Source organism: Polaromonas sp. P1_E1_2, assembly GCF_056406035.1.
This window is the reverse complement of record NZ_JBFUAZ010000779.1, coordinates 1-1,641: the sequence shown is the minus strand read 5'-3', so window position 1 is coordinate 1,641 and position 1,641 is coordinate 1. Positions and strand designations below refer to the sequence as shown.

Genomic DNA, 1,641 nt, shown 5'->3' with positions numbered 1-1,641 from the left:
GGGCGCGCACATCGACGTACCACTCTACGCCATTCCAGACGAGCAGTTTGAAGAACTGCGCAAGGCCGCGATGAATAGGTACGACTTTGGCGCCCAGGACGAGGCGGTTATCAAAGCGGAGCGCGACGCGTGGACCGCCCTGCCGCGCGACAAAGTGTTGCTCGCGCATCGTGAAGAAGGCTGGAAGCCGTCCGACCCTCGGCCGGTCAAGAAGTGGTTCATCGAGGAGGTCGACCGTCTCGGTGAGCAGTTCCGCCGTAGCGTGCGGTACCTGAAAGCGTTCCGTGACTGGCAGTGGCCTACCGGGGGGCCTTCGTCCATCCTGCTGATGGCGGCCGCGGCGCCGGTGTTCGACTCTCGGGACCGGCGTGACGACCTCGCTCTGCTTGACTTGGTCGAGGCCATGCAAGAGCGGCTCAGCAAAGGCGTCTGTAACCCCACCGACGAGACCGAGTCGCTCACCGACCGGCTGGGCAAAGACGGGGTCGAGGATGCCATCCGCAAGCTCAAGCAGTTGGAAGACAACTTGCGCGGTGCCATCAACGCCAGCAACGCGGATCAGGCCTGCCAGTGGCTTATCAACCAGTTCGGATCTCGGTTCCCGGACGCACCCGAACGCGTGAAGCCGACGACTGCGACTGCGACGGTGCAGGCTGTGCCTGCAGCGGCGGTTGCCAGCCCGTTGGTCGGCCGCTCGCAGGCTGGATGACTTCCGACCACACGCCGTTCACGCTGCTGCGCGCCGCGCTCCAGGCGCTCGGCTTCGAGTACCGGCGCCGACGGGCAAACGGCTTTTGGGAGTTCCACGGAGCGCTCCATGCCGCCAAGGGCAATCACGCCGCGGTGGTATCTGTCGACCCCAAGGGCATAAAGCTCCCTCTGGTGAGCGTTTCCCTACCCCCAACCTCACCAAAGGTCTTGGCGCACATCGGGGCCGGTGGCCAGATCTGCTACGCGGGCAAGGGCAGCGTGGTACCCGACGTCTTCGACATTGCCGGCCAAACGGTCGCTCACCTGCAGCGCGCTGCCGAGGTGCTGGACCTTTCCCTGCGCGGAGAGATGAAGAAGGACCTCGAGGACGAGTTTTTTGCCTTCTGGCACGGCACCCCCTGCTTTGTCGATGTCGAAAGGGACGGTCCATCGGAACTCACTGTGATGTTCGCTGGCTATGCTGCCGACAGAACCAGCATGCTCTTTGTCGGCAACCAGCCCGCAGGTACACGATTGAAGCTGCAGGCCATGGGCCTGGAAGAGGCTCCCGACACTGGTGCAGTGGCGGTGAAGGTCCAAAGTTCTGCGAATCCACGCCCGCTTACCGAAGACTGGCCACCTAAGACAATTGCAGCGCTCCTCGCCTGGCAGGGGATGCTCGACCCTGCGGCGCGGCGCAACATGGAGCGAAAGCTCCTGGTGGCCTGCGGGAAGGGGCGGCAGGCAGCCCTATGTGTTGTAGCGGCTCCCGTAACGCAGTACGCCATCTTCGTCAACTTTCCGGACCCTGACCCGAAAGAAGCTAAGACCACCGAATCCTTGCGCAAACGCCTGTATGCCTCTGAAGTGCTGCCGATGTCGCTCTTTCGGTTCGATGACGCCTATGTGAGTCAGCGCAATACCCCACAGCAGCCGACCTTGGCACACAGG

Annotated in this window: 2 protein-coding genes; both read left to right on the top strand. The window is 63.2% G+C overall.

Annotation, left to right across the window (positions count from 1 at the left end; genetic code table 11):
* On the top strand, nucleotides 1-709 hold a 709-nt coding region (locus AC1D1P_RS22795; protein ID WP_477674560.1), incomplete at its 5' end, for a CBASS cGAMP synthase.
* Nucleotides 706-1,641 (top strand): E2/UBC family protein (locus AC1D1P_RS22790; RefSeq protein ID WP_477674559.1); only part of this gene is annotated, 936 nt, incomplete at its 3' end. The genes AC1D1P_RS22795 and AC1D1P_RS22790, both read left to right, overlap by 4 nt.